Raw genomic sequence first — 7,590 nt, 5'->3', positions numbered from 1 at the left:
GGCCTGTTGGTCAAGCGGTCAAGACGACGCCCTCTCACGGCGTAAACCCGGGTTCGATTCCCGGACAGGTCACTGGAAAGAGATTCGAGATTCGAGTCTCTTTTTTATTTTCTTCATTCTTGACCTTTCACCAATTCATGTAAACTATAACTGATTTTTGCCGATGCTCCGCATTCCAGATCGGCAAAATACGCTTTTCTACAGTATCGAACAGGATTTTCAGTCCAGAAAATTCCTGCCTGCAAATAGTAACTCTCCTTTTTTCTTCTTCATATACTACAATATAGCCAATATGAAAAGAGGTATCTTTTTATGGAAACATACAACTACGATGCAGCAGCAGTGCCTGAGGGGGATGCTGACACGACTCCGGCGGCGGCACCGGAGACGGATGCGGCAGCAGCTGGAACCAGTGATACGGCACAGTCTGGATTTAGTTCTCAGCCTCCTGTTATCTTAACATATCCGGACAGCTCATCCAATGATCTTCAGGTATCTCCGGGCTTCGGACCATACGGGGATGTGATGCCCAGCCTGCCGTCCAATAATCATGGCAGCCCGAACACCGGTGGCTGCATAAACTGCGGCGGTTCCAACTGGAAGCCATCTCCAAATGGCGCGCTCTGGACCTGGGGCATTCTCTCGCCGTTCTTTTCCACCTCATCGGAGATCGCGCACCTGCGTTTCTACAATGCCGCCTCCATCCGCGAACCGATCGATATATACCTGAACGGACGTCTGGTCGTATCCGATCTGGATTACATGAATTATACGCGCTACATGCACATCATCCCCGGCATCTACCAGCTGACCGTCTACCGCCGTACCAATCCGGGATTCGCCATCGTCAACACAAATATCCGGCTTCGCAGCGGTTACAGCTACACGCTGGCGGTTCTGGGTACTTTTAATGATTTTTCGGTGCAGATGCTCAACGCCTGATCGCTTTTATTTGAGAAAAGCTTCTTCACGCGAGTGCAAATCCCGCGGAGCGTTTTTTTCATAGGACGTAATTTCCTATGAAAAAAGAGACCGCCACGTTCACGCGTGCGGTCTCTCTTCCGTGTCCTCTGCAATTATAAATTTATGATGAGAATATAACTGTCCGAATCTTAAACAGCCATCTATTTTTCCGGCTCATCTGTCCGGTTTGCTTTCTCGATCTTTGCCAGATGCGCGGCTGCAAATTCTTTGATTGCCTCAAAACTCTGCGGGCTGATCACATGTTCAATGCGGCAGGCATCTTCCACTGCCACTTCTCTTGGCACATCCAACGCTACCAAAAGCTTTGTCAGTAATGTATGACGCTCATAAATCATCTCCGCGATCTTCCGTCCCGACGGCTCCAGAGTGATATATCCCTCATGATCCATCGAAATATAACCGTTTTCACGAAGATTCTTCATCGCAACGCTGACGCTTGGTTTTGAATACCCCAGCTCATTGACTACATCGATCGAACGGATCATCGGCTTGCGATAGCTTAACATAAGAATCGTTTCCAGATAATCCTCTGCTGACTGCTGTATTTTCAAAGTGATTCCCTCCAAACTTCTAACACATAACCGGCCTGGCTTCGTGCCTTCCCGTCTCCCGCAGAATAGTCTTCCCAAACTGCCGACCAGTTACCATAATACTATATACTAGAATACCATATTTGGAAGAATATTTCAAACCATATCGAAATCAATCTATCGTTTCCAGAAACCGACGGAGTTACTGTTCACGCATACGTGCCCAGTAACGGAATTTGCCGTGGCTTCGCATTTAAATACGTCAGCAAGCTGCACAGTGTTCCTGCAAAATTTCTTCCAACGCGGTTTTGCTGCTGGTGTGGCAGCGGACAACTTCTGTCCGGCTTCCCTTTGCACCATCAACCGCCGTCCGAATCATTTTATGGGAAACGGTGCTTGTAAAGAGTACAAGCAGATCCGGCGCTCCGATCTGTTTGCCGAAATCCGCCGTCATCTGTGTAAATACCTTTGCCTTACAGTTAAATGATTTGCAGATTTTCACGTACTGGCTGACCATGCGGTCATGACCACCTACAATTACAACACTCATATTTTATCCTCCGAAAGTTAGCTCTGTCTAACTGCTGATGAAGTTAGTATACACTAACTTGTCTTGTTTGTCCAGAGGAAAATTGAAATTCATAGAAATAAACGTACCGTGCAAGACTATTTTTCACCAACCAACCTTATCTCACACGGTACGCATTTTCCCATTATCCATTTTTATCCAATACTAATTTTTATCGTATTTTACGCTTTTAACACCTCCTCTGTTACTCCCGTTTTTCCTATTCCAGCTTTATACACCTCCAATCCTGATATCGCTATATCAAACATCCAATCCGTTTCGCACAGAAATCCCATTTTCTGATACACATCCCAACGGCTCATCGACGCATGTTCTTCTAATTGATAGTTTCTTCCCAGCTGCCGGTATGCATGAAGCCCCAGTCTATGATATGGCAGAAATTCCAATTCCTGACAATTTTTAAGTTCCTGGCATAACTGCGCCGTTTTCCGAATATTTTCCACATCATCATTGACTCCTTCTACCAGCGGCACACGGACATGAATCGAATGCGGCGCGCAGATCGCATCGGCTTTACGGATATTTTCCAGAATACAGGCATTGTCCTGCCCCGTCCATTTTTTATGCATTTCCGGATCCATCGTTTTCACATCCACATAAAACATCTGCAGATGCGGCACGATCCGTTTCACATTTTCAAACGAAGTAAACATATCTAACTCTGCCGCCGCATTGATGCAGGCGTCATCACAAGCCTCCAGCAGTGCTTCCGCAAAATCCGTCTGACAGAACAGATCACCTCCTGAAAGTGTCACTCCACCACCAGAATAGAAGAAAAACATCTCATCCTTCTGGATCTCGCGCATTACTTCTTTTACGGTCATCTCCTTGCCATAGATCTGCTGTGCCCGGTAATTGCAGGCATCCACACACTGAAAGCACTGTTTACAGCGGCTGTGATCCCTCACGATCTCTCCCGTTTTTTCGCTCCGGCGAAGTGCCTGTTCCGGACAGACCTGGATGCAGGCGCCGCATCCGGTGCAGCGCTCTTTCATATAGTAGACTTCCCGCTGCCCCGACTGCGACTCCGGTGTCGAACACCAGGCACAGCGCAGGGGACAGCCCTTAAAAAATACAACCGTCCGCATTCCCTTCCCATCGGAGAGGGATAACCGCTCAATCCGAAGAATATTTGCTTTTAATTCCATACGCTGTTCCTCCTGTCAAGTACACCTTGCCTGCTGCCAGCCACCGCGCATGATGCACATCCCCGGTAGCTGATTTGCCGCATTTTTTATGAAACACGGCAGATTTCACTCTTTTTCCTAGCAGATATTGGAATGTGAAGTTCTGGAAATGATATCGTCCTGTACTTCTTTTCCAAGCTCTGTAAAATATGCTGTATAACCAGCTACACGTACCAGCAGTCCGTTGTAATCCTCCGGGTGCTTCTGTGCTTCTTTTAAGGTCTCCGTATCGATGACATTGAACTGTGTGTGGAATACGCCCAGGGAGCAGAGACTCCGCAGGTAGTTCATCAGTTCTTTTGTCGAGTTCGGGCTGTCGCGGAATACCGTATCCATCTTTACATTCAGCAGGGTTCCCTGATTGAAACGGCCATGCGGAATGTGGGAAATGGATTTCAATACAGCGCCCATGCCCTCGGTATCGGTTCCCTGGTTCGGAGATACGCCGTCTGCTAACGGTTTCCAAGCCAGACGTCCGGACGGAAGTGCACCGACCTCCAGACCAAACGGAGTATTTCCAGATACCGGAAGAATACCTGGCGTCATCTTGCCGAATTTGCTGTGGAACGACTCGATATAGTCCGCGATAAAACAGAACATATCACCGGTCAGCTCGTTTACTTCGTCGTCATCATTGCCGTACTTCGGAGCTTCATCACACATCTTCTTGACATCCTCATAACCCACAAAGTTTGCATCCAGTGCATCCAGAAGACGCTGCATCGTTACTTTTTTCTCATCAAATACAAGTTTCTTTACTGCAATCAGGCTGTTGATCAGGTCTGCTACGCCGATCGCATCAATACCATTTCCAAGGTTATATTTCGCACCGCCCCATGCGTAATCTTTCGCATTCTCTACGCACTCATAGAAGGAAAGGGAAAGTGCCGGAACGACCCTCTGGAAGCCAATGTCATCGCATACATGGCTGGAAGCCACGGTTCCGCGAAGTTCATAGCGGATCTGCTCTTTGACTGCCTCTTCAAACTCTTCGTAGGTATTAAAGGCAGTCGGATCGCCGGTCGCCTCAGATGCCTGAATGCCATATTTACGGCTCTTGCCGTTTAACAGGGCAAATTCAACCGCAGAACCTAAGTTGAAGTCTGCATATGCGGTGTAGCATCTCTGTTTTCCTTCCAGGTTCGTCTCTACACAGCCGCATGGATTCCAGTTATATGCTTCTTTTAACGGGATTCCCTTGTTCAGGAGCATCTCGATACCAACTTCATCGTTGTGGAATGCCGGGAAACCGGTTCCAAGCTTGATAACCTCTGCAATCTTCTTTAAGAAGCTGCTCGGATTCTTCGCCATATTGTAGCGGACAGACAGGGACGGCTGATATAACTGTACTTCTGCGGTTGCCTGCAAAATCAGGTACGACACGTCATTGACTGCGTCCATGCCGCGCTCATCCACACCGCCGCAGCATACGTTCTGGAACATTGGGTAACCGGCGGAAAACTGTGCGGTTACCTGATCCTGGAACAGGCACTGCTCAGAGAATTTAACCCATAAGCAGTCCAAAAGTTCCTGCGCCTCTTCCTCTGTCAAACGGCCAGCCTTGATATCTGCCTTATAAAATGGGTAAAGATACTGATCCATACGTCCCGGGTTGTAGCTTGCTGCATTCTGCTCCATGAAAATACAGGTCTGGTAAATATACATCGACTGAATCGCCTCGCGGAAGGTACGCGCCGGTTTTTCCGGAACCTGATCGCAGGTCTTGGCAATCTGTAACAGTTCTTTTCTGCGCTTCTCATCCGGCTCTGCCTCTGCCAGCTTTCTCGCCTCTGCCGCATAGCGGTGTCCCAATGCGGAGATACCGTCAGCTGCCAGCTCCATCGCTTTCAGGTATTCAATCTTCTCATAGTCACCCGGACGGGTAATATCAAGTGTATCAAGCACTTTATGGATATGCGCCTTGATTCCCTCCATGCCTTCTTTAATGACTCTGGAATAACCCGCAGTCGTCTCGCCCCAGCCACGAACCGATTTACGGTTGATGTAAAGAGCGCCGCAGTCACGTAAGGTTGCTGCAAAATCTGGGCATTGTACCAGCCACTGCTCATACGTGGAACGTCCCTTCCAGTACGGGCGGATGATCTCCTCAAATGCCTTCCGATCCTCTGGGCGCAGATAGAATGGGTCATATGGACGGGTACTGATGGTATCCAGCTCCTCATCCAGAACCGACCAGCAGGTATCGACACTTAAAATACCGCCGCGCTGCTTGCTTCCGGCATTGCCGACAATCAGCTCATCCCCCCAGATTTTTACAGTTTTCTCCAGGCACTGTTTCTTAAATGCATATGCTTTCCGGATGCACAGCGGCTGTCCCTCTGATTCCTGGAAGCCCTTTGTCAGGATAATTGCATTTTCCAGATCCATCTCTGGCTTGGTCTTTAATACTCTTTGTTTTAATCGGTCAATCCGATCCATGTATGGTTTTCTTTCGATTGCTGCCATCTGATTTCCTCCTATTTTTTACTCACATTTCCATTCTGTGGGATTTATTTTTTTAGCACCTGCTATAAATCTCTTTTCGTTTAAAAGTATAGCAATTCTTATGTGGAAATGGTACAATATCAATAACTAAAAATACCAAAATCTTAACATATTGAATTTTTATAGAAAGAAGGGATCCTTTGAAATCTACTTCCCAGTTACAGGAAATCAACCACTATCAAGATCAAGATTTTCCGGTCAATGTCTACTATTCTGATATTCATTCCATGCAGCCGCCGGGACGCTGGCTGCGCGACTTCCACTGGCATGATGAGCTGCAGTTTACCCTCGTACTAAGCGGAACATTGACAATGCAGGTAGATAATCTTTCTCTGCCCGGACAGGCTGGAGATCTGATTTTCGTCAACACCTCCCTGATTCATGCCGTCACACAGATGTCGGAAGACGGCTCCTATGCGAGCCTCAATTTTCCTTACCGCCTTCTTGCCTTTTTTCCTGGAAGCCGCATGGATCAGGACTACGTCCTGCCCTATACCGCCGGTGGGAAATTCTCCGCTTTCTCTATTCACCCGGAATTCGAATGGCAAAAAGAGTTGATCGGACTGCACAAAAAAATAACCGATTTATTTCTTTCCAATCAGGTTAAAGGCAATGAATATTCTATCTGCATTAAGATTGCCTCGATGTGGAATCTGCTGATTTCCAATTTTCACAGCAGTGGGAATTCTACCTCTATTAACCTCCTGCGCCAGCAGCGCCTGCAATCCATTCTCCTGTTCATCTATGCACATTACGCAGATGATTTACAGCTCTCAGACCTGGTTGCATCAGCCAATATCAGCGTCGGAGAATGCTGCCGGATTTTTCAAAATATTCTTCACACAACTCCCTATGGATATTTAACTAATTACCGCATCCAGACCAGTGTTTCCCTCCTTCACCGCGATCTGCCCATCTCACAGATTGCCGGACTGGTCGGATACAACCAGGTCAGCAATTACATCGCCACATTCAAACGGATCATTGGCTGCACACCGGCACAGTACCGGAAACAGCAGAAAAATGAATCTGAACATACGCAGTAATGCCTGCTTCTGAATTCTTCCAAATTCCACATAGACGCAAAAAAGCACTCTTTCACTCAGCCTTTAATCTCTGAATGAAAGAATGCTTTTTATTATCTTCTCATTTTCAATTCTTTACTGTCCAATCTCCGCCGCCGGACCCACTGCCGGTTCCTGCGCCGGACCGTGTCCTGGTCCGATGTCGCTGCTCGGTCCTGCCGGCACGATCGTCGTGCTAGATTCTGCCGGATCTTCAACTGTCTCGGCAGGTGTTTCCGGCACCACCGCCGGGGCTGAATACCGTTTTCCTGCCGTACCCGTCTTGTAGATCCGCTGCATCCGCTCTTTGATGGATTCGCTCTTGATCTGCTCGATCTTGGCGCTGGCGTCTTCTTTTAACTCCTTGCTGCTGCGACCGGAATCGCCGCTCTTTGCAGACTCCAGAAGCTTCGCCACCTCATCCGAGAGCAAATGATCCCTTCTGAAATTCGCCGCGGTATATCCGCTGGTTGTGATTTCAAATGCATCCGGATGACCTGCCAGATAGGTTCCTTCTCCGCGTCCATTGTCCGTCTCCGGGCTATCAAAGGACGCCGCCGGAAGCCCCTCTACCATCTTTTCCATCGCATTTTTCCAGATCTTCGCCGGATACGTGCCGCCGTACAGGCTGGAAAGTGTCTTCTGCTGGTCGTAGCCAACCCAGACCGTCATCGTATAATATGGCGTCATGCCGCAGAACCAGCCGTCACGGCTGCCGTTGGTCGTACCGG

General features: G+C 48.2%; 6 protein-coding genes, 1 tRNA gene and 1 pseudogene. 3 read left to right on the top strand and 5 right to left on the bottom strand.

The annotated features are described in order from the left end of the window. Positions 1 to 72 (top strand) — tRNA-Glu (locus tag QVO97_RS00525). A gap of 240 nt (positions 73 to 312) precedes the next feature. Then, complete coding sequence (locus QVO97_RS00520) at positions 313 to 942, top strand: DUF4397 domain-containing protein (RefSeq protein WP_022358492.1); 630 nt, start codon at positions 313 to 315, stop codon at positions 940 to 942. A gap of 182 nt (positions 943 to 1,124) precedes the next feature. Here QVO97_RS00520 and QVO97_RS00515 read toward each other — a convergent pair whose 3' ends face one another. The 4 genes from QVO97_RS00515 to QVO97_RS00500 form a co-directional block, all read right to left on the bottom strand. Continuing rightward, a complete protein-coding gene (locus tag QVO97_RS00515) occupies positions 1,125 to 1,535 on the bottom strand; it encodes a metal-dependent transcriptional regulator (RefSeq protein WP_022358491.1) in 411 nt (136 codons plus the stop codon). Positions 1,536 to 1,776: 241 nt separating this feature from the next. Further along, positions 1,777 to 2,064, bottom strand: coding sequence for a DUF2325 domain-containing protein (locus tag QVO97_RS00510; RefSeq protein WP_022358490.1), 288 nt, complete (start codon positions 2,062 to 2,064; stop codon positions 1,777 to 1,779). A 200-nt stretch (positions 2,065 to 2,264) separates the two neighbouring features. Then, positions 2,265 to 3,251, bottom strand: a complete 987-nt coding sequence (locus QVO97_RS00505) for a glycyl-radical enzyme activating protein (protein WP_022358489.1) — start codon at positions 3,249 to 3,251, stop codon at positions 2,265 to 2,267. A 117-nt stretch (positions 3,252 to 3,368) separates the two neighbouring features. Further along, positions 3,369 to 5,756 carry a glycyl radical protein gene (locus QVO97_RS00500; RefSeq protein WP_022358488.1) on the bottom strand — a complete coding sequence of 796 codons (2,388 nt, stop codon included), beginning with the start codon at positions 5,754 to 5,756 and terminating at the stop codon, positions 3,369 to 3,371. Between the two features lie 179 nt (positions 5,757 to 5,935). On the opposite strand from QVO97_RS00500, the gene QVO97_RS00495 reads away from it, so the two are divergent. Then, positions 5,936 to 6,841 (top strand): AraC family transcriptional regulator, encoded by a 906-nt coding sequence (locus QVO97_RS00495; protein ID WP_022358487.1) that lies wholly within the window; start codon positions 5,936 to 5,938, stop codon positions 6,839 to 6,841. A gap of 114 nt (positions 6,842 to 6,955) precedes the next feature. On the opposite strand, the pseudogene QVO97_RS00490 reads toward QVO97_RS00495, so the two are convergent. Continuing rightward, positions 6,956 to 7,590: pseudogene (locus QVO97_RS00490) on the bottom strand (penicillin-binding protein); the annotation flags it as partial.

Source organism: Clostridium sp. CAG:43, from assembly GCF_000434655.1.
Classification (GTDB): domain Bacteria; phylum Bacillota; class Clostridia; order Lachnospirales; family Lachnospiraceae; genus Otoolea; species Otoolea fessa.
This window is presented reverse-complemented; position numbering and strand designations above follow the sequence as displayed.